The organism is Streptomyces sp. GQFP, assembly GCF_021545335.1.
Lineage (GTDB): Bacteria > Actinomycetota > Actinomycetes > Streptomycetales > Streptomycetaceae > Streptomyces.
In genome coordinates, this window is the sequence record NZ_CP089312.1 from 647,613 (window position 1) to 668,035 (window position 20,423).

Here is a 20,423-nt window from a genome sequence, read left to right on the forward strand (position 1 = left end):
TGGCAGCGACCATAGGACCTCAAGCGAAGTTGAGGTCAAGCGTCGGCGATGCGTCCCCGCCCGCCGTTGCCCGGGTGGACAGCCCCAGGTCGTGCTCCCGCAACCCGATGTTGGTGCGGTGCGGAAAACCTCTCCGAACGTGACTGCGGTTTCTCCCTCCCCGTCCTCCCCCGCTCCGCCCCGGCGTCGGCGCATACCGGTGCGCCAGATTTTGTGTCTGCTCCCCCTCGTTCTCGTCGCCGTGGTGGCGGTGCGTCACCGGGACGTGCTCGCCGCGGGCTTCGGTCATCTGGCGACGGCCAAGTGGCCCTGGCTGCTGGCGGCGGCCGGTGCGACCTGTCTGACCTGGGTGGCCGCCGCCGTCAGCCGGCAGGGTGCCGTCGTCGAGCGGCTGCCCAAACTGCGGCTGCTCGCCACGCAGTTCGCGGCGGGCTCGGCCAACCATCTGCTGCCGACGGGGCTCGGCGCGAGCGCGGTGAACCTGCGGTTCATGACGGTGTGCGGTCTGCCGCTGGCCCGTTCCTCGGCGGCGCTCGCCCTGTATCTGCTCGCGGAGGTCGTCGGCCGGCTGGGCCTGCTGGCCGCCCTGCTGATCGCGTTCCCGCACGCCCTGAAACTCGGCGGCCTCGTCCCCGACACGGCTCTCGGCCCGCTGCTCATCGGTATCTGCGTGGTCCTGCTGGTGGCGGCGGGCGTTCTGGCCTGCGTGCGTCGGCTGCGCACGGCCGCGCTCTCCTTCCTGCACACGGCGCTCGGCGAGGCCCGTTCCGTGCACATGCGGCCGTCGCGGGCGCTGGCGCTGTGGGGCGGTTCGCTGGCGTTCCCGGCACTGCAGGCCGCCGGACTGGCCGCCGTGGGGATGGCGTTGGGGCTGCCGGTGCCGCCCTGGCACATGGCGCTCGCCTACCTCGCCGCGACGGTCGCCGTGGCGCTGATACCCACGCCCGGCGGTATCGGCTCGGTCGAGGCGGCGCTGATCGTGGCCCTGGTCGCGGTCGGCGCACCGGTGACGGTCGCCACGGCGGTGGTGCTGGCGTTCCGGATCATCACCGTCTGGGTGCCGCTGCTGCCGGGGGCGTTGACGCTGGGGGCGCTGGTGCGGCTCAAGGTGATCTGAGGGGCACCTTGGAGTTCACGCCCTGTTGACGGAGGCGGAACTGGCCGTGTACGCAGGTGACTTGGCACACACTGCGTACGAGGACCCCTTCCCCGTATGGGAGGTGCACCCTGCGGACGTCTGCGATGCGCTCCCCGTCCGAGCTGCTCAATGGCGGGTTCCGCACTGCTCGGTGCCGAGCGGTCGTTCGGATGCGGCAGGATGAGTGATCACCGGACTTCGTACAGACGTCCGGACTTTGATCGCATTCTCAAGACGTTTCGAACAGGTGGCACGTGACGAGACTTCACATCCGGCCGTCGGTGGCGCGGGGCGCCGCAGATCCACTCCTCGGAGGTGACCGGTGAAGCGAGAACTCACCGTGGACGATCTGGTCGTCGCGGGCATCGCCGTGGCCGTGGGCCTGCTGGCGGCCTTCCTGCTGCGGATGCTGCTGCGCTGGCTGGGCAGGCACGCGGACCGTACCCGCTGGAGCGGGGACGACGTCATCGTGGACGCGGTGCGTACGGTGGTGCCCTGGTCGGCGGTCGCCGCCGGCGTGGCGGTGGCCGCCGCGGCGCTGCCGCTGACGAAGACCGTCGGACACAACGTCAACCAGACGCTGACCGTGCTGCTGATCGGCGTCACGACGCTGACGGTCGCGAGAGTGGTCAGCACCCTGGTGCGGACGGTCACCCAGTCCAGGTCGGCGGTCGCCGGATCGGCGACGATCTTCGTCAACATCATCAGGGTCGTCATCCTGGCCCTGGGTTTCCTGGTCGTGCTGCAGACGCTGGGCGTCTCCATAGCGCCGATGCTCACCGCCCTGGGAGTCGGCGGTCTGGCCGTCGCGCTCGCCCTCCAGGACACCCTCGCCAACCTCTTCGCGGGCATCCACATCCTCGCCTCGAAGACCGTCCAGCCCGGTGACTACATCCGGCTGAGCAGCGGCGAGGAGGGGTATGTCGAGGACATCAACTGGCGGCAGACGACGGTCCGCAACCTCTCCAACAACCTGGTCGTCATCCCCAACGGGGAGCTGGCCAGGACGAACATGACCAACTTCATGCGTCCCGAGCAGATGCTGACGATCCTGGTCCAGGCCGGGGTGGCGTACGACAGCGACCTGGAGCACGTCGAGAAGGTGACCATCGAGGTCGTCGCCGAGGTGATGACCGAGATCACCGGCGCCGTCCCCGACCACGAGCCGCTCGTCCGGTTCCACACCTTCGGGGACTCGCGGATCGGGTTCACCGTCATCCTGGGCGTCGGCGAGTTCAGCGACCAGTTCCGGATCAAGCATGAGTTCATCAAGCGCCTGCACAAGCGCTACCGCGCGGAGGGCATCCGGATCCCGGCGCCCACCCGCACGGTGGCGTTGCAGCAGGGCGCGGTGGTGATCCCGCAGCAGCGCGGCACCGAGGTCGAGCCGGGCGAGATGTCCTCGGCCCGGCTCGACTGAGGGTGCGTCAGAGGGTGGCCGAGTTGTCGTGGTGACCGGCCGCCGTACGGTTGCGCGGCGCGAGTGACGTGGTCACCGGGGTGACCGTCCAGTCCGGGTGACCGGGCATCCGCGGTGTCGTCGTGCCGTACAGCCAGTCCCGCAGGAAGCCGGAGAGGTCCTGGCCGGAGACCTCGGAGGCGACCGAGATGTAGTTCTCGGTCGTCGCCGAGGCGCCCCGGTAGCGGTCGAGGAAGGTGCGCTCGATCGCGGCGAAGGTGGCCTCGCCGACGAGCTGGCGCAGTGCGTAGAGGACGAGGACGCCGCCCAGATAACGCTGGCTGTCGAAGAGGTTGGCCTCGTTGGGCGCCGCGACCGGCCCGGAGTCGTGGCGCCACTGGTCGCCGCGCGCGTACGTGTTCTTCATCCGGGCTTCCATGGTGGTCAGGCCGATGGAGTCGGCCCAGCCGCGCTCGTAGCGGTAGAGCAGCCCGTAGAAGTCGGCGTGGCCCTCGTTGATCCACAGGTCGGCCCAGGTGCCGGGGCTGACGCTGTTGCCGAAGTAGGAGTGGACCAGCTCGTGCATCATGTGCGAGCCGATCTTCGACTCCTCCTGGAGGAGGTAGTTCGGCTTGTACAGCGTGAGGGTCTGCGTCTCCAGGCCCGTGAAGTCGAAGGCGGCCGGGTCGTCGGAGTTGCACGGCAGCAGACCGTACGTCTCGAACGGGTAGGCGCCCAGCCGCTGTTCGACCCACGCCACCAGGTTCGGGGTGAGCGCCAGCGCCGGTTCGAGGGCCTCGGCGCGCGCGACCGGGACGACATCCCGCAGCGGCAGCCCGTGCGGGCCCTGCCGATCCTTGATCACGTAGTCGCCGACGGTGATCTGCACGATCTCGGTGGCGATCGGCGAGCGCGAACGGTAGGTGTACGCGGTCCGGGCGCCGCCCAGGCTCTCCGTACGGACGAGGGCGCCGCTGGCGACTCCGCGCAGGTTGTCCGGGACGGTGAGCCGGAACGTGAAGTCGGCCTTGTCGGCCGGGTGGTCGTTGCACGGGAAGACGGTGTGCGCGGAGTCGGGCTGCGGGCACACCGCGAAGCCGTCGGGGGTGGCGACCCAGGCGGTGTGCCTCAGGACACGGCGCGGGTCGGCGCCGTACTCGACACAGACCGTCGCCCAGGCGCCCTCCCGCAGCGTACGGGCGGGCGTGATCCTCAGCTTCTCGTCGACCTGCTCGTACGTGGCCGTGCGGCCGTCGACGCGGACGGAGCGGATGTCCAGGCCGAGGGAGTCGAGGGAGAGCCGGGTCAGGGCCTGGGTGGTGCGGATGCGCAGGGTCGCCTTGCCGTCGACGAGCTTGGTCGTGGCGTCGTAGGCGAGGTCGAGGTGGTAGGTGGAGACGCGGTAGCCGTCGTTCCCGAGGCTCGGGTAGACGGGGTCACCGAGGGTCTCGGGGCCCGGTCCTGCGCTTCCCCCGGAAGCTCCCTTGGTGGTCCCCCCGGACGCCGCGTGGGCCGAGGGAACCAGGGTCGTCGCCGCGGCCGTGCCGAGCAGAACAGCCGCCGGTGCCGTCAGTCTGGTGCGATATCTCATGATTCGCTTTCACTCGGGCAGCCGGGTGGTCACGTCCGGCCGCCGATCTTGTGTGCGGGTCTACCACCTAGACCACAAGATCGACGGAATCGGTTGCGCGCCTGTCCGAACGGACTGCATTCGAGTTCGGTACGGACCGCTGTCGAGTGAGACCCGATCACGAGATATCTTGATGTCGAGCAATGTTGCAGACGTGGAGCGGAGCACCCGGTGACTGACTCGACCATCATTTACACGCACACTGACGAGGCGCCCGCCCTGGCGACCCACTCGTTCCTGCCCGTGATCCAGGCGTACGCCTCGCAGGCCGGGGTGAACGTCGAGACCCGGGACATCTCGCTGGCCGGCCGCATCATCGCCGTCTTCCCCGAGTACCTGGAGGAGGGCCAGCGCATCGCGGACGCCCTCACCGAGCTGGGCGAGCTGGCGAAGACGCCCGAGGCGAACATCATCAAGCTGCCGAACGTGTCGGCGTCCATCCCGCAGCTCAAGGCAGCCGTCGCCGAGCTGCAGAGCCAGGGCTACGCGCTGCCGGACTACCCGGACGACCCGAAGTCGGACGAGGAGCGCGACATCCGCGCCCGGTACGACAAGATCAAGGGTTCCGCCGTGAACCCGGTGCTGCGCGAGGGCAACTCCGACCGCCGCGCCCCCGCCTCGGTGAAGAACTACGCCAAGACCCACCCGCACCGCATGGGCGCCTGGACCTCGGAGTCCAAGACGAACGTGGCGACGATGGGCCAGAACGACTTCCGCTCCACCGAGAAGTCCGTGGTGATCTCCGAGGCCGGTGCGCTGCGCATCGAGCTGGTGGGCGAGGACTGCTCGACCACCGTCCTGCGCGAGTCCGTACCGGTCCTCGCGGACGAGGTCGTCGACGCCTCCGTGCTGCACGTCGCCGCGCTGCGCGAGTTCCTGACCGCGCAGATCGCCCGCGCCAAGGCCGAGGGTGTCCTGTTCTCCGTCCACCTCAAGGCCACGATGATGAAGGTCTCCGACCCGATCATCTTCGGTCACGTCGTACGCGCCTTCTTCCCGAAGACGTTCGCGCAGTACGGCGAGACGCTGGCCTCGGCCGGGCTGTCTCCGAACGACGGTCTCGGCGGCATCTACAAGGGCCTGGAGGCGCTCCCCGACGGCGCCGCGATCAAGGCGTCCTTCGACGCCGAGCTGGCCGAGGGCCCGGCGCTGGCCATGGTCGACTCCGACAAGGGCATCACCAACCTGCACGTGCCGTCCGACGTCATCGTCGACGCGTCGATGCCGGCCATGATCCGCACCTCCGGCCACATGTGGGGCCCGGACGGCGCCGAGGCCGACACCCTGGCGGTCCTCCCGGACTCCTCCTACGCCAGCGTCTACCAGGTCGCGATCGACGACTGCCGCGCCAACGGCGCCTACGACCCGTCGACCATGGGTTCCGTCCCGAACGTCGGTCTGATGGCGCAGAAGGCCGAGGAGTACGGCAGCCACGACAAGACCTTCGAGATCCCGGCCGCCGGTACGGTCCGCCTCGTCGACCAGGCCGGCAACGTGGTGATCGAGCAGCCCGTCGCCGCCGGTGACATCTTCCGCGCCTGCCAGACCAAGGACGCGCCGATCAAGGACTGGGTGAAGCTGGCCGTCACGCGTGCGCGTGCCACCGGCGACCCGGCCGTGTTCTGGCTGGACGAGACCCGCGCGCACGACGCCAACCTGATCGCCAAGGTCAACACCTACCTGGACGACCACGACACCGAGGGCCTGGTCATCCGGATCCTCAACCCGGTCGACGCGACCAAGCTGTCGGTGGAGCGGATCCGGCGCGGCGAGAACACCATCTCGGTGACGGGCAATGTTCTCCGTGACTACCTGACCGACCTGTTCCCGATCCTGGAGCTGGGCACCAGCGCCAAGATGCTGTCGGTCGTCCCGCTGATGGCGGGCGGCGGGCTGTTCGAGACGGGCGCCGGTGGCTCCGCCCCGAAGCACGTCCAGCAGCTCGTCAAGGAGGACTACCTGCGGTGGGACAGCCTGGGTGAGTTCTTCGCGCTCGCGGCCAGCTTCGAGCACCTCGCGACGACGACCGGTAACGCGCGTGCGCAGGTTCTCGCCGACACGCTCGACCGGGCTACGGCGACGTTCCTGAACGAGGACAAGTCGCCCACCCGGCGGGTCGGCGGTATCGACAACCGGGGGAGCCACTTCTTCCTGTCGCTGTACTGGGCGCAGGAGTTGGCGGCGCAGAGCGATGACGCGGAGCTGGCGAAGTCGTTCGCGTCGTTCGCGTCGGCGCTGACCGCCAACGCGGACGCGATTGTCGCTGAGCTGATCGCCGTTCAGGGCAAGCCCGCGGACATTGGCGGGTACTACCAGCCTGACGTTGAGAAGGCGAAGGCGGTCATGCGTCCTTCTGCTACCTGGAACTCGACGTTGGCGACGCTGTAACTCCGCTGGTTCGGCAGTTTGTCTGCTGCGGCCCGGTGGGGGCTTGTCGCGCAGTTCCCCGCGCCCCTTTGGGGCGCGGGGTTCGTCATGACGGCGTGGCGTCCCTGACCCTCGCCAGTACCTCGCGGATCATGTCCGCGCTGATCGTGAAGTGTTCCCGGGCTATCTGTTCCGCCCGCTCGGGGTCGCCGGAGGCGATTGCCTCGTAGAGGGACTTGTGGTCCTCGCCGCCCCTGTGGAAGTGGGTTCTCTCGCCCTTGCCCCAGGGTTCGACCGGGAAGCCCAGGCTGGCGCGGGCCAGGAGGTCGCGGCTGAGCATGGCGATCTGGGGGTTGTGGGTGGCGTCGCAGATGCTGCGGTGGAAGGCGCTGTCGGCGGCGTGTTCCTCGCGCGGGTCGCTCGCGGAGAGGTAGGCCGTCAGGGCCTCGTGCATGGGTACGAGGTCCTCCGGGCGTCGGCGCCTGGCCGCTGTCGCCGCCACCATGCCCTCCACCAGGCCGCGCAGGTCGAAGAGCTGCTCCAGTTCCGCCCAGCGCGGCACCAGGGTGCGCCGGACTGCGGCGCCGGAGGACTCGGACCAGCTGTCGCGGACGTAGGCGCCGCCGTTGCGGCCGCGCCGGATCTCGATGACACCGACCGCCTGGAGCCGGCCCACCGCCTCGCGCACCGTGGGGCGGCTCACCCCGAGCAGGGTGATCAGCTCGCGCTCGACCGGGAGCCGCTCCCCCGGCAGGAAGTCGCCGACGGCGATCGCGGTGAGCAGCCGGTCGGAGACCTCGTCGACCGCCGAGGCCACCCGCACCGGACGCAGTTCGGGCGAGGGGGCTCCGGCCCCTGACAGGGCACGGTCGAGCACCCTCGAGAACTCGTCGGCGTGGCCCGACGGCTCGGATGGCTCCAGCGGCTCTCGTGCGACGGTCAGCGGTCCTCCCCGGTCGGGCGCGGATTCCGGGCGCGTAAACGCGCAGTTACTTCTGCCGGGCCCGCGCTAAAAGGCCTTAAAAGGTCTTGTGGACTGAGCATTTACCCAAACAGTATGTCAGCCATCCACAGACACCAACCCGTTTAAGACACGGACTGGCCTGATTCTGCCTGCCCCCGGAGGCTCCTCAGTGGCGATCCCCGAACCGAACCACACCGGGACCATCGACTTCAACGGCTGGTCCACCTGGTACCGGATCACCGGTGAACCCGGCCGGACACCGCTGGTGGTCCTGCACGGCGGCCCGGGTGCCGGGCACGACTACACGCTCCGCATCGCGGGCATCGCCCGGCAGGGCCGCCCGGTGGTGCACTACGACCAGCTCGGCATCGGGCACTCCACCCATCTGCCCGACGAGGGCGCCGACTTCTGGACCGTCCAGCTCTTCCTCGACGAACTCGACAACCTGCTCAAGGAGTTGGGGATCGCCGACGGCTACCACCTGCTCGGCCAGTCCTGGGGCGGCATGCTCGCCGCCGAGCACGCCGTGCGCCGTCCGGCCGGGCTTCGCGGCCTGGTCATCGCCAACTCCCCCGCCTCCATGGAGCTTTGGCTGGCCGGTGCCGCCGAACTTCGTGCCGCGCTGCCGCCCGAGGTCCAGGAGACCCTGCTCGCTCACGAGGCCGCCGGGACCACCGACCACCCCGACTACCAGGCCGCCGAGCAGGTCTTCTACGAGCGCCATGTGTGCCGTACGGTCCCGGTGCCCGCCGAGGTGCAGGCCACCTGGGACAACATCGCGGCCGACCCGACCGTCTACCACACGATGAACGGGCCGAACGAGTTCCATGTCGTCGGCACCATGAAGGACTGGTCGGTCGTCGACCGGCTGCATCTGATCGACGTGCCGACCCTGCTGGTCTCCGGCCGTTACGACGAGGCGACGCCCGACACGCTCCGGCCCTTCGCCGATCACGTCCCCGATGTGCGCTGGCACATGTTCGAGCACTCCAGCCATATGCCGCACGTCGAGGAGGAGGAGCTGTACCTCCAGGTCGTCGGCGACTTCCTCGACTCCACCGACTGAGTCACCCCCCTCACCCTTCATCGTCTTCAACACCCGCTCCACCGACGGGAGTTCCAAGATGCCCCGGACCACCAGACGTACCGTTCTCGCCGCCGTGACCGCCGCCCTCGCGCTCACCGCGAGCGCCTGTTCGTCCTCCGACGACGGCGGTTCGTCCGACCCGACCTCGACCGCCACCGGCGGCGCCCAGTCGAGCGCCTTCCAGCCCGCGCACAAGGGCGGCACGCTGAAGCTGGTCGCCCACGCGGCTGCCGGAAGCCTCGATCCGCAGGTCAACTACACGCTCCAGTACTGGCAGTTGTACCAGTCGATGTACGACGGTCTGCTGGCGTTCAAGAAGACCGGCGGGCAGCAGTCGTTCACCGTCGTCCCCGATCTGGCGGCGGCCATGCCGGTGGTCAGCAACGGCGGGAAGACGTACACGTTCACGCTCCGCAAGGGCATCAAGTTCTCCACCGGCAAAGCGGTGACCACGGACGACGTGGTGGCGTCCTTCCAGCGGATCTTCAAGGTGTCCAGCCCGACCGCGGGCACCTTCTACAACGGCATCGTCGGCGCGGACGCCTGTCTCAAGACGCCCGCGTCCTGCACGCTCGCCAAGGGTGTCGTCGGTGACGCGACGGCCGGCACGGTCACCGTCAACCTGACCGCGCCGGACCCGGAGTTCCCGTACAAGCTGGCCGTCCCGCACGCCAGCGTGCTGCCGAAGGACTCGCCGACGAAGGACGCGGGGACCAAGCCGCTGCCGACGACCGGCCCCTACATGGCGGCCTCGTACGACCCGAACCGGGCGCTGAAGCTGGTGCGCAACCCGTACTTCAAGGAGTGGTCGCGGGAGGCGCAGCCGCAGGCCTACGCCGACAACGTCGACTACACCTTCGGGCAGACCGTCGAGTCGGAGGTGACCGCCGTGCAGAACGGCTCGGCGGACTGGATGTACGACCCGCCGCCCGCCGACCGGCTGAGCGAGATCGGCACGCAGTACGCCTCCCAGGCGCACGTCAATCCGCTGACCGCCTTCTGGTACGTCACCCTGAACGTCAACTCGGCCCCGTTCAACAACAAGTTGGCGCGCCAGGCCATCAACTGGGCGATCGACCGGGACGCGGTGGTCGGCCTGTACGGCGGCAAGAACCTCGCCTCTCCCGCGTGCACGATCCTGCCGCCCGGCTTCCCGGGGCACGTCGACAAGTGCCAGTACACGAAGGGCGACGGGAAGACCTGGTCGGCGCCGGACCTCGCCAAGGCGAAGGCGCTCATCAAGCAGTCGGGGACGGCCGGGCAGGAGGTCGGCATCGTCGTGCAGGACGACGAGGTGAACAAATCGATCGGGCAGTATCTGCAGAGTCTGCTGACCCAGCTCGGCTACAAGGCGACGCTCAAGCCGCTGTCCGGGAACATCCAGTTCACGTACATCCAGAACACCAAGAACAAGGTGCAGTTGGCGCTGACGTCCTGGTACCAGGACTATCCGGCGGCCTCCGACTTCCTCAACGTGCTGTTGTCCTGCGCCTCGTTCCACCCGGGCAGCGACTCCAGCATCAACATCTCCGGGTTCTGCGACAAGGGGCATCGACGCGAAGATGCAGACCGCGCTCAAGACCGGGCAGACCGACCAGAAGGCCGCCGACCAGCAGTGGGCGGCCATCGACCAGGAGATCATGACGGAGTCCCCGGTGGTCCCGGTGATCAACCCGAAGATCATCGACTTCACGTCGAAGCGGGTCGGCAACTACCAGTTCAGCAAGCAGTTCTACATGCTCGTCGGGCAGTTGTGGGTCAAGTGAGCGGCGCAACCGCCCAGTTGGCCTCCGTCGAGGCCCGGCGACGTTCGCCGGGCCCCTGGCGGACCGCCACCGCCGACCTGTTGCGCAACAGGTCGGCGGTGGCGGCGGCCCTCGTCCTGCTCGCCGTCGTCACGGTGGCCCTGCTGGCTCCGCTGTACGCCGACCACATCGCGCACACCGACCCGTTCCAGTCCCATGTGTCCGGGACGACGGTCGTCGACGGCAAGACCGTGCCGGTGCTCACCCCGAGCACCACCGGGCTCGGGCTCGGTGTGACGCCCATCGGGCCCACCTGGGACTTCGGCCACTACTTCCTGGGCGCCGACAACCAGGGCCGGGACGTGATGGCCCGGCTGCTGTACGGCGGTCGTACCAGTCTCTTCATCGGGGTCATGGCCGCGCTGGTGTGCTGTGTCGTCGGTACGGCCGTCGGGGTCCTCGCCGGGTACGCGGGTGGGGTCGTCGACGCGGTCATCTCCCGTGTCCTGGACGTCATTTGGGCTTTCCCGGTGTATCTGCTGGCCATCTGTCTGTCCGTGGTCCTGCTCACCGACGGGCTCAGTCTCGGACCGGTCACCGTCGAGGCCGGGAGTCTGTGGCTGCCGGTCGTGATCATCGCGGCGATCTACGTCCCGTACGTGGCCCGGCCGATGCGTGGGCAGGTACTGGTGCTGCGGAACAAGGAGTTCATCCAGGCGTCCATCGGGTCGGGCGCGCCCGCGCTGCGCGTGATGCGCCGGGAGGTGCTGCCGAACGTGCTGCCCACGGCGATCGTGTTCCTGCCGCTGATGACCGCGCTCGCGATGCTCACGGAGTCGGCGCTGTCCTTCCTGTCGGTCGGCGTGCAGCCGCCCGACGCCAGTTGGGGCACGATCATCGAGGACGGCCTCGGGCTGCTGTACACCCGCCCAACTGTGACCATCGCGCCCGGGCTGCTCATCGCGCTGACGACGGCGGCCCTCAACGTCCTCGGCGACGGGGTGCGCGACGCCCTCGACCCGAGCGCCCGGCTGCGGGGAGGGGTGTGATCCGATGCTGTACTTCGCGCTCCGGCGCTTTCTGTCCGCGCTCCTTGTGATGTTCTCGATCAGTGTGCTGGTGTTCCTGATCTTCTTCGCCACACCGGGAGTCGACCCGGCGGCACGTATCGCAGGGCGCAACGCGGACTCGGCCACGCTCGCCCAGGTACGGCACTCCTTCGGCCTCGACCGGCCGCTGCCCGTCCGCTATCTGCTGATGATGCGGCACCTGCTGATCGACCGGGACCTGGAGTCGTTCGTCAACCGCGGCTCGAAGGTCGTCCCGCAGATCGTGCAGGCCATGCCCGTGACGCTGTCGCTGGTGATCGGGGCGGCGGTCATCTGGATGACGGTCGGCATCCTCATGGGTACGGCTGCCGCCGCTCTGCGCGGTACGGCCGCGGACCCGGTGATCATGCTGATGGGTGTCGTGGGCGTGTCGCTGCCGGCCTACTGGCTCGGCGAGGTCGTCAACCTCCTCACGCAGAAGCGCCTGCACGACTCGGTGTTCTCCTGGGTGCCGCCACCCGGGTACGTCGAACTGGGCAAGGACCCCGGCCAGTGGGCCCTGCATCTGCTCTTCCCCTGGCTGACCCTGGCGCTGCTGTACGCCGGCATCTACGCCCGGCTGCTGCGCGGCGAGGTCGTCAGCGCGCTCGGCGAGGACTACGTACGCACCGCCCGCGCCAAGGGTCTGTCCGAGCGGCGGATCCTGGTCCGGCACGCGCTGCGCTGCTCGCTCATCCCGATCGTGTCGCTGTTCGGCCTGGACTTCGGCGCGCTGGTGGGCGGTGCGGCCCTGCTCACCGAGGTCGTCTTCGGCCTGCCCGGCGTCGGCAAGCTCACCTTCGACGCGCTGCAGAACCTGGACCTGCCCGTGATCATGGGGACGGTCATGTACGCGGCGTTCTTCGTGGTCCTCGCCAACGCCCTGGTCGACATCCTGTACGCGCGACTCGATCCGAGGGCCCGCCATGCCTGAACCCCTTCTCGATGTACGGGACTTGCGGATCTCCTTCCGCACCCGCACCGGCACGGTCACCGCCGTGGACGGGCTCTCCTTCTCGGTCGCGCCCGGCGAGATCCTGGGCGTGGTCGGCGAGTCGGGCTCCGGCAAGAGCGTCTCGATGCTGGCGGTACTGCGACTGCTGACCAGCCCGAACGTCACCGTCACCGGCCAAGTCCTCTTCCGTGGGCGGGACTTGCTCACCCTCCCCGACAAGGAGATGCGGTCGGTGCGCGGGCGGGAGATCGCCATGGTCTTCCAGGACCCGATGACCGCGCTGACCCCGGTCTACACGGTCGGCTGGCAGATCGCCGAGCAGATCCGGGCGCACGAGAAGGTGTCCAAGAAAGAAGCGCTCGTGCGGGCGGTCGGACTGCTGTCGGACGTGGGCATCCCGGACGCCGGTTCGCGCGTGAACGCCTACCCGCACGAGTTCTCGGGCGGGATGCGGCAGCGGGCGGTCATCGCGATGGCCCTCGCCTGCGGACCGGCGCTGCTGATCGCCGACGAGCCGACCACCGCGCTCGACGTGACGATCCAGGCCCAGATCCTGGACCTGATGCGGGAGTTGAACGCACGCGGCTCGGCGGTCGTGATCATCACCCACGACATGGGTGTGGTGTCCGAGGTCGCCGACCGGGTGCTGGTCATGTACGGCGGACGGGCGGCCGAGGAGGGTCCGCGCCGGGCCGTGTTCCACGGTCCCCGACACCCGTACACCTGGGGACTTCTCGACTCGGTACCCCGGGTCGGCGGCCCGCGCCTGCGCCGACTGCCCACCATCGCGGGCGTCCCCGTGTCGCCGGACGCCGTGCCGGAGGGGTGCGCGTTCGCGCCACGCTGCCCGGCCCGGCACGACCGGTGCGACGAACGCCCGGTACTGAGCGGCGAGTCGGGGCACCTCGATGCCTGCTGGCTGCCCGCCGGGGAGCGCGAATCCGCCCGCACAGCGGCGCACTCGTCACCGGACCGAAAGGCGGCGCCATGACGGCGGACACCCGGACCGGCGACGCCACGCAAAGGCGCTGCGGACTCCCGGCCGGGGAGCGTGGACCGGCCCGCACGCCCTACTCCGCACCGGACGCCCTCGGCGGAAAGGCGGCGCGATGACTACGGACCCCCAGGCCCGAACCAGCGACGCCGACGTGCTGCTGCGCGCCACCGACGTCACCAAGCACTACCGACTGCGCGGCGACTCCCCCAGCCGCACCGCGGGATGCTGCGGACTACCGGCCCGGGAGCGCGGACCGGCCCGCACGGCCCACTCCGCACCGGACACATTCGATCGAAAGGCGGCGCCGTGACCACGGACCCCCAGGCCCGGACCGGTGACGCCGACGTGCTGCTGCGCGCCACCGACGTCACCAAGCACTACCGTCTGCGCGGTGACTCCCTCACCCGGCATCGCAAGGTGCTGCGGGCCGTGGACGGGGTCTCGCTGGAGGTGCGTGGGGGTGAGACCCTCGGGATCGTCGGCGAGTCCGGGTGCGGCAAGTCGACGCTCGGGCGCTGTCTGGTCCGGCTCACCGACATCACGGGCGGGCGGGTCGAGTTCGACGGGCAGGACATCACCACGCTGTCCGCGCGCCGACTGCGTCCCGTACGGCCCGGGATGCAGCTCGTGTTCCAGGACCCGCAGGCCTCCCTGAACCCGCGCCGCCGCGCCGGGGACATCGTCGCCGAGCCGCTGCTGATCCATCGGTACGGAGATGCCGCCGCCGTTCGGCGCCGGGTGGCCGAGCTGTTCGACGTGGTGGGGCTGGCGGCGGCCCATCTGGACCGGTACCCGCACGAGTTCTCCGGCGGCCAGCGGCAACGCATCGGTATCGCACGGGCGTTGGCGACCGCACCGAAGCTGATCGTCGCCGACGAGCCGGTGTCCGCGCTCGATGTGTCGATCCAGGCGCAGGTGCTCAACCTGTTCGCGGATCTCCAGGACGAGTTCGGGCTGACGTATGTCTTCATCGCGCACGACCTGGGTGTGGTCCGGCACGTCTCGGACCGGATCGCGGTCATGTATCTCGGTGAGATCGTCGAACTCGCGGACACGGAGACGCTGTACGGGGCTCCCGCGCACCCCTACACGGAGGCACTGATGTCGGCGGTGCCGGAGATCGACGACGGGACAGGCGACCCGGACGCGCCACGCCGGGAGCGGATCGTCCTCACCGGGGACGTACCCGATCCGGCGGCCAGACCGGCCGGTTGCGCGTTCCACACACGGTGTCCGTACGCGCGGGAGGTGTGCGCGGTGCAGCGGCCCCCGTTGGCCATGGCTCCCTCCGGGCGCTCCGTCGCCTGCCACTATCCGCTGGTCGCGGCCGCCTAGGAACAGCGGCGGGGGCGGGCCCACTTGGACCCGCCCCCGCCAGCCGTGTGTCAGGCGCGCAGCCACTCCGTGACGACGACCTCCGCGTCCGTCCGCAGCCGGAGCGCGAACGGGCCGCTGACCTGCAGTTCGCCGGTGAAACGGCCCATGTCGTCGGCGGTGAGGGTGGGCGGCGAGGAGAGTTGCGGGCCGCTCAGCACCTCGATCCTGGCCTCCTGCGGTGGCAGCACCTGGCCCATCAGACCGTGTGCGGACACCTCGACGTCGACCGTCAGCTCACCCGTGCGGAAGGTCAGCATCCGGGGCGCGTCCACAACCCCTCTGACGGGGATGCCGTGGACGAGCGAGTCGAAGGTCAGCTCGGCCAGTTGGGAGTCGAGCGAGTAGAGGGTGTAGGCCTCGACGGCGGTCTGCTGGAGCTGCGCCGGAACCGGGTCCATGATGGCGGCGGCCTGGCGCAGTGTCTCCTCCAGCAGGTCGTTGTCCAGCGAGTCGTCGCCTTCGAACTCGGCTAAGTCGTCGGCTTCGCCGTCCAGTTCGTCGTCGAAGGCGTGCATGTCATCAGGGCTGTTCATGTCGGCCGCGCCATCCATGTCGTCGTCGGAGTCGTGGGGTAATCCGTCGCTGTCGTGCGCGTCGCCGCTCACAGCACCCCCCGGGCAGCGAGCCGTACCCGCAGCCGGCGCAGGCAGCGCTGGCGGAGGGGGCCGATGCTGCCCACGGCGATACCGAGGGCGGCGGAGATCTCCTGGTAGCTGGGCGGCGGCGCGGACATCAGGATGCGCAGCAACTGCCTGCACCGGGCGCCCAGTTCCTCGAACTCCTGCCATAACTTCCGGATGCGCTCCGCCTCGGCGGACGCCTCCTCGGACTCGATCACCCACTGCTCGGGCGTACGGTCGTCGCTGATCCGGTCGAGCAGCTGGGCGTCGTCCGTCGGGGTCATCCGGTGGATGCTCTTGATGACCTTGAGGCACTCGTGGCGTGCGGTGCTCGCGAGCCACGAGCCCGCCTTCTCCGGTTCACGGATACGGGCCAGATGCTGGGCGAAGCGGAACCAGACGGTCGAGTACACCTCGTGCGCGTCCGCGTCGGACAGCCGGTGGGCGCGCGCCACCGACCACACCAGTGGGCTCAGCCCTTCCACCAGCGCTTTCCAGCCCGCCGCGTCGCCGTCGACGGCGGCTTGGACCAATGCGCCGACCGCAGCTCGGTCCACGTCCCCACCCCTCGTGTACGGCAAGTCATCGTACGCCGTGGAAGGGGGTGCTCCACTCGTCCTGCGCATGGTCCTCACTCGATTTGTCCTTGTACGGAGGCCTGTTGACCTCCTATACGGCGGGCGGGATGTTCACGACCGGCACCGGGCTCCAGGTGGGCGGGATCAGTGCCGGTACGACCGCGCCCCGGACCTCCGCGAACTCGGTGTTCGCCGCGAGGAGTTGCTGTCGGGCGGCGCGCGGGTCGGTCTCCTTGTGGGCGGTCATGTGGGCGGCGATCATCGCGACGACCAGCGGGGTGGCGAACGAGGTGCCGCTCCACTGCGCGAACCCCTCGAACTGCACCTGGTCCGGGGTGCCCGAGGTGGTCTCGTACTCCCCCGTCAGCAGACCGAGGTGCTGGGGGTCCTGGCAGGTGCAGGCGTAGGTGAAGCCGTGGCGGCAGGAGTCGTACGTGCTGTGGTGGTAGGTGTACGGCACCGGTGTCTGGAAGCCCGTCAGGGCGCCGGTGAGTCGCTCGCCGGGGGCGTAGACCCGTACCCAGGGGCCGTGGTTGCTGAAGCAGGCGCCGAACTCGCCGTCGCTGCGCAGGGCGCCGACCGAGATCACCGACTGGGCGTACTCGGGCTTGTCGGCGTAGGCGGCGGGCCAGAAGGGGGTCGCGCTGGCGTTGTTTCCGGCGGCGGCGACCAGCAGGGTGCGCGGCTGCTCACGGAGTGCCTCCATGAACGCGGTGAGGCCGAGCAGGCCTTCCGTGCTGCCGTTCGACGTGCCCGCGGAGAGGCTGATGAGGGGCGGCCAGCCGTCGCGCTCGACGGCCTCGAAGAGCTTGTCGCCGAACTCGGACTCCAGGATCGCGCCGGCGTCGTTGAGGGTGTTGCGGGACACGATGTTCGTGTTGGGGGCGACGGCCGCGACGAGCCCCGAGATGAACGTGCCGTGCCCGGCGTACTGCCGGAGCACGCCGTTCGCGTCGCACTCGTCGATCTGGGTGTCGCCCTGGACGTGGGCCATGGCCGGGTAGGAGGCGTAGTCGTTCATGAGGCCGGTGTCGATGACCAGGACACCGACGGCGCTGTCCGCGTCGTAGCCGCTCTCGGCGACCGTCGGGTTGGGTCCCGCGCTGTACGCGACGGGTACGGGCTCGTCGCCCGGGCAGGCGTTGACGGCGATGTGCACCACGTGGTTACGGCTGACCAGGCGCCGCCGCGCGTTGCCCTCGGCCTCCCTGAGCGCGCGCAGTGCGCCCGCCACCGCGCGGTCGCCGCGCCGGTCACCCTGGCCGGGGTCGCCGACGCGGATGCGGGTGATGCCCGAGCGGTTGGTCTCCGGGCTGTCCCGGCGCACCTCGTCGGCGGTCAGGCCGGCGAAGGTCGTGAAGTGGGCGCGTACGGTGTCCTCGACGAGGCGTGCCTCCTCGCCGTCGCGGGCCAGGACGACGCCCTTCTCGTAGATGAACTCGGCCGCGTCGTCCGGCCCCGTCGCCAGCTCCACGCCGGGCATGGAGCGCTGGATGTGGTCGAACTGCTCCTGGAAACGCTGCGGTGCCATGGAATGTCCTCCCCCTGGAACTGATCCCTTTCTTGCTTTTGTTGCCGTTAGTGAGAGTCGCGGGGCCGCCGCGTGATACAGGTGCCGCCGCACATTTCCTGATACAGGGGTCGATCAGCGTTGGACAGTGGGTTGTCCATGGCCAAACCTGTGTGACTTGGGGCGCGGAGCACTACCATCCGTTGGGTGACTGCGGGAAGCGACACGGTTCTCGAACTACTGCCGATGGTGTTCGCCCGCCCGAAGGACGCGCTCGCGCGGGCGGAGACTGTCCTCGGCAACGATCCGACGCCGCTGCACGCCTCCGTCGCCCATCAGGTGATCGGTATGTGGCAGCGGGACTTCGGCGACATGCGCATCGCCCTGCGTCATCTGCGGCGCGCCCGCGACCTGGCGGCGGACGCGGGTTCCGCGGAGCGCGAGGCGGACGTCCTCGGCACGCTCGGTGTGGCACTGGTCCACGCGGGCCGTACCCGGCAGGGCCTGGAGGCGTTCGAGCGGGGCGTCGACCGGGGTACGGGGCACACCCGCGCGCGTGTGCTGTACCGGCGGGCGTACGCGTGGTGGGTGCTGGGGCATCATCGCGAGGCGCTGGACGACGTACGGCGGGCCATTCCCGTGCTGCGGCAGGCGGAGGACGTCATCTGGACGGCGCGGGCGCTGACCCTGCGGGCCACCGTGCATCTGGCGCTGGGCCGTCCCGAGCGGGCGGACGCCGACTTCACCGCCGCCGAGCAGATGTGGGACACCACCGGGCAGGACCACGACAAGGCGGACGTCGTGGAGAGCCGGGCGCTGGCCGCGTACCGGGCGGGCGACATCCCGGCGGCGCTGCGCCTGTTCGACGAGGCGGCGGAGCGGTACGACCGGCTGGGCACGCCGATCTTCGTGTTCTACATCCGCCGCTGCGAGGTGCTGATGGCGGCCGGGCTGGCCCCCGAGGCGGTCGCGGAGGCCGACGCGGCGCTCGGTGTGCTCGACGGGATCGGCGGGCAGAGCACCCGCAAGGCGGAGCTGCTGCTGACCGCCGCGAAGGCCGCGCGGCTCGCGGACGATCCGCACACCGCGATCGCCCGCGCGGCCGTGGCCGTACGGCTGTTCGCCGGGCAGCGGCGCAGCTGGTGGGAGGCGCACGCGCGGCTGGTGCTGATCGAGGCGCGGGTCGCGACCGGGCGGAAGTCCGGGCGGCTGGTCGCGGACGCGGCGGCGCTGGCCGAGCGGCTGGCCGCCTTCGGTTCGCCGTCCGCGCCCGAGGCGTCGCTGCTCGCGGGGCGGATCGCGCTCGCGCTGGGCTGGACGGAGGACGCGGAGAAGCATCTGAAGGTCGCCGCGCGCAGCCGGCGCGTCGGTCCGCCGCTGGCGCGGATGACGGGCTGGGCGGCGCAGGCGCTGCGCGCGGAGGCCGCCGGGTCGGCGCGGGGTGTGCTGGAGGCATGCCGGCGTGGGCTCGCCGTCCTGGACGACCACCGGATGACGCTCGGCGCCTCGGAGCTGCGGGCCCGGGCGACGGCGCAGGGCGCCGAACTGGCGGCTCTCGCCCAGCGGGCGTCGCTGGAGTCCGGCGGTCCTCGGCGGCTGCTGGTGTGGAGCGAGCGGTGGCGGGCCACGGTCCTGTCGGCGCCTCCGACCCGGCCGCCCGACGACCCTGCGCTCGGGCAGAGCCTCACCGCGTTCCGGGAGATCGCCGCCCGCGCGGAGGAGGCCCGCGTCGACGGCCGCCCGGTGCCGGCCCTTGAGCGCGAACAGCGGCGCCTGGAACGGGAGGTGCGCTCCCGCACCCTGCACATCCGTGGCGAGTCCGGCGGCGACGGGCGCCGCTTCGACCCGGCCCGGTTGCTCGAACGTCTCGGCGGCGGTGGGCGGTTGATCGAGATCGCGGTGGTCGACGGCCAGGTGCAGGTGCTGCTGTGCGGCGAGGGAAAGGTACGCCGTTTCGAGGCGGGCCTGTTGGCTCACGCGGTGACGGAGGCCGAACACGTCCAGGCGGGGCTCCGACGGCTCGCGCACCCGGGGGCAGAGGGCAGGCTGGCGGTGCTGGAGGCGTCGGGCCGCAAGCTGGAGGAACTCCTGCTGGGCGCGGCGGTACCGCACCTGGGCACGGGCCCGGTGATCGTGGTCCCCCCGGGAAGCCTCCACCGGGTCCCCTGGGCTCTTCTCCCCTCCCTCCGCGAGCGGGTGCTCAGTGTGTCCCCGTCGGCGAGCAGCTGGCTGCGCGCCCAGGAGACCGGCCCCCCGCCGGGCGGCCGGCACGTCCTGGTCCGGGGCCCCGGCCTGGCGAGCGGCGGCGCGGAGGTGCCCGACCTGGTCGACCGGTACGGCAGACCGACGGTCCTCGAACACGAGGGCGCACGGGTACCAGCGGTGCTGGAAGCGTTGGACGGGGCCGCACTGGCCCATATCGCGGCCCACGGCACGTTCAGGGCGGACAGCCCGCTGTTCTCGTCGCTCCGGATGGCCGACGGCCCCCTGATCGTCCACGACTTCGAACGCCTGGACCGCAGCCCGTACCGCATCATCCTGTCGAGCTGCGACACCGGCCGCCTCGCGACAGTCGGCGCGGACGAACTCCTGGGCCTGGTAACGGCGTTGCTCCCCCTGGGCACGGCGGGCGTGGTGGCGAGCAGCGCACCGGTGAACGACGCGGCGGTGGTCCCCCTGATGCTGGCCCTCCACAAGGGCCTCAGCGCGGGCCTCTCGTTGGCGGAGGCCCTGCGGGACGCACGGGCGGCGCTACCGGGCGACGCGACGCATCAGGCGACGGGGTGGGCGTTCTCGGCGTTCGGCTCGGCGTGAGCCGCTCTGGACGCGTTCGGCCACGGGGACCGCGCTCGGCTCGTCGAGCGGCTTCTGTGCCTGTTCGGGGCCGGGTGGGCCTGTGGTGTCGGCCTTGGCGGCGGTCACGCGGGCTGCGCGGCCAGCTCTCGACCGGCAGCCGCGGCAAGGCTCC

At 70.3% G+C, this 20,423-nt stretch carries 15 protein-coding genes; 10 read left to right on the plus strand and 5 right to left on the minus strand.

What is annotated here, in order from left to right; translation table 11 throughout:
• Nucleotides 1–199 precede the first annotated feature (199 nt).
• Nucleotides 200–1,117, plus strand: coding sequence for a lysylphosphatidylglycerol synthase transmembrane domain-containing protein (locus LUX31_RS03015; protein WP_235472957.1), 918 nt, complete (start codon nucleotides 200–202; stop codon nucleotides 1,115–1,117).
• 343 nt (nucleotides 1,118–1,460) lie between these two features.
• Nucleotides 1,461–2,558 (plus strand): mechanosensitive ion channel family protein, encoded by a 1,098-nt coding sequence (locus LUX31_RS03020; protein ID WP_235472958.1) that lies wholly within the window; start codon nucleotides 1,461–1,463, stop codon nucleotides 2,556–2,558.
• Nucleotides 2,559–2,565: 7 nt separating this feature from the next.
• On the opposite strand, the gene LUX31_RS03025 is transcribed toward LUX31_RS03020, so the two are convergent.
• Complete coding sequence (locus LUX31_RS03025; RefSeq protein ID WP_235472959.1) at nucleotides 2,566–4,128, minus strand: M1 family metallopeptidase; 1,563 nt, start codon at nucleotides 4,126–4,128, stop codon at nucleotides 2,566–2,568.
• Between the two features lie 210 nt (nucleotides 4,129–4,338).
• Between LUX31_RS03025 and LUX31_RS03030 the strand changes: the two genes are divergently transcribed.
• Nucleotides 4,339–6,555, plus strand: coding sequence for an NADP-dependent isocitrate dehydrogenase (locus tag LUX31_RS03030; protein ID WP_235472960.1), 2,217 nt, complete (start codon nucleotides 4,339–4,341; stop codon nucleotides 6,553–6,555).
• Between the two features lie 85 nt (nucleotides 6,556–6,640).
• Here the strand turns inward: LUX31_RS03030 and LUX31_RS03035 are convergent, their stop codons facing one another.
• Complete coding sequence (locus LUX31_RS03035; protein ID WP_235472961.1) at nucleotides 6,641–7,411, minus strand: FadR/GntR family transcriptional regulator; 771 nt, start codon at nucleotides 7,409–7,411, stop codon at nucleotides 6,641–6,643.
• 256 nt (nucleotides 7,412–7,667) lie between these two features.
• Here LUX31_RS03035 and LUX31_RS03040 point away from each other — a divergent pair, with 256 nt between their 5' ends.
• From LUX31_RS03040 to LUX31_RS03065, 6 genes are all read left to right on the plus strand, one after another.
• Complete coding sequence (locus tag LUX31_RS03040) at nucleotides 7,668–8,564, plus strand: proline iminopeptidase-family hydrolase (protein ID WP_235472962.1); 897 nt, start codon at nucleotides 7,668–7,670, stop codon at nucleotides 8,562–8,564.
• Nucleotides 8,565–8,622: 58 nt separating this feature from the next.
• A complete protein-coding gene (locus LUX31_RS03045) occupies nucleotides 8,623–11,379 on the plus strand; it encodes an ABC transporter substrate-binding protein (RefSeq protein WP_235472963.1) in 2,757 nt (918 codons plus the stop codon).
• Between the two features lie 4 nt (nucleotides 11,380–11,383).
• The gene (locus LUX31_RS03050; RefSeq protein ID WP_235472964.1) at nucleotides 11,384–12,352 is read left to right on the plus strand and encodes an ABC transporter permease; all 969 of its coding nucleotides are present in this window, start codon (nucleotides 11,384–11,386) and stop codon (nucleotides 12,350–12,352) included.
• The gene (locus tag LUX31_RS03055) at nucleotides 12,345–13,364 is read left to right on the plus strand and encodes an ABC transporter ATP-binding protein (RefSeq protein ID WP_235472965.1); all 1,020 of its coding nucleotides are present in this window, start codon (nucleotides 12,345–12,347) and stop codon (nucleotides 13,362–13,364) included. The genes LUX31_RS03050 and LUX31_RS03055 overlap by 8 nt, the downstream gene beginning before the upstream one ends.
• Before the next feature lie 118 nt (nucleotides 13,365–13,482).
• Nucleotides 13,483–13,680 (plus strand): hypothetical protein, encoded by a 198-nt coding sequence (locus tag LUX31_RS03060; protein ID WP_235472966.1) that lies wholly within the window; start codon nucleotides 13,483–13,485, stop codon nucleotides 13,678–13,680.
• 35 nt (nucleotides 13,681–13,715) lie between these two features.
• Nucleotides 13,716–14,705, plus strand: a complete 990-nt coding sequence (locus LUX31_RS03065) for an ABC transporter ATP-binding protein (protein WP_443046042.1) — start codon at nucleotides 13,716–13,718, stop codon at nucleotides 14,703–14,705.
• A 50-nt stretch (nucleotides 14,706–14,755) separates the two neighbouring features.
• Here LUX31_RS03065 and LUX31_RS03070 read toward each other — a convergent pair whose 3' ends face one another.
• The 3 genes from LUX31_RS03070 to LUX31_RS03080 all read right to left on the minus strand — a co-directional run bounded on the left by LUX31_RS03070 (nucleotide 14,756) and on the right by LUX31_RS03080 (nucleotide 17,476).
• Entirely contained in the window at nucleotides 14,756–15,280 is a 525-nt protein-coding gene (locus LUX31_RS03070; protein WP_235472968.1) for a hypothetical protein, read from the minus strand.
• Nucleotides 15,281–15,348: 68 nt separating this feature from the next.
• On the minus strand, nucleotides 15,349–15,993 hold the full coding sequence (locus LUX31_RS03075; protein WP_235472969.1) for an RNA polymerase sigma factor: 645 nt from the start codon (nucleotides 15,991–15,993) through the stop codon (nucleotides 15,349–15,351).
• 43 nt (nucleotides 15,994–16,036) lie between these two features.
• Nucleotides 16,037–17,476, minus strand: a complete 1,440-nt coding sequence (locus tag LUX31_RS03080) for a S8/S53 family peptidase (RefSeq protein ID WP_235472970.1) — start codon at nucleotides 17,474–17,476, stop codon at nucleotides 16,037–16,039.
• Between the two features lie 225 nt (nucleotides 17,477–17,701).
• Here LUX31_RS03080 and LUX31_RS03085 point away from each other — a divergent pair, with 225 nt between their 5' ends.
• The gene (locus LUX31_RS03085) at nucleotides 17,702–20,269 is read left to right on the plus strand and encodes a CHAT domain-containing protein (RefSeq protein WP_235479780.1); all 2,568 of its coding nucleotides are present in this window, start codon (nucleotides 17,702–17,704) and stop codon (nucleotides 20,267–20,269) included.
• The last annotated feature ends 154 nt before the right edge of the window (nucleotides 20,270–20,423 follow it).